The sequence below is a fragment of the Pseudomonas sp. F220 genome (genome assembly GCF_057813935.1).
On the sequence record NZ_JBVASJ010000158.1, the window covers coordinates 1 to 319 of the forward strand.

At 55.2% G+C, this 319-nt stretch carries 1 pseudogene; it reads left to right on the forward strand.

The features are described 5' to 3' along the window. Positions 1-146 (forward strand): annotated as a pseudogene (locus ACZYSM_RS29440) (electron transfer flavoprotein subunit alpha/FixB family protein); the annotation flags it as partial. Positions 147-319 lie beyond the last annotated feature (173 nt).

The window sequence follows — 319 nt, forward strand, 5'->3', positions numbered from 1 at the left end:
CGATCCAGCATTTGGCCGGTATGAAAGACTCCAAAGTGATCGTTGCGATCAACAAGGACGAAGAAGCGCCGATCTTCCAGGTGGCCGATTACGGCCTGGTCGCGGACTTGTTCGAAGCCATACCTGAGTTTGAGAAGCTGGTCTAATCCAGCGGCTTAACTTATAAAGAGCCCGGCCTTTTGGCCGGGCTTTTTTTTTTTGTGTGCGCCAGGCATGGCGCGTTGCGCGCAAGCGCAACCAGTTTGGCTGTGGTGGCCACGCTGGTGACTTGGAGGTGAAAGTCCTCTACACACCCGGCAAGGGGAAGTGTTAGCCAGAG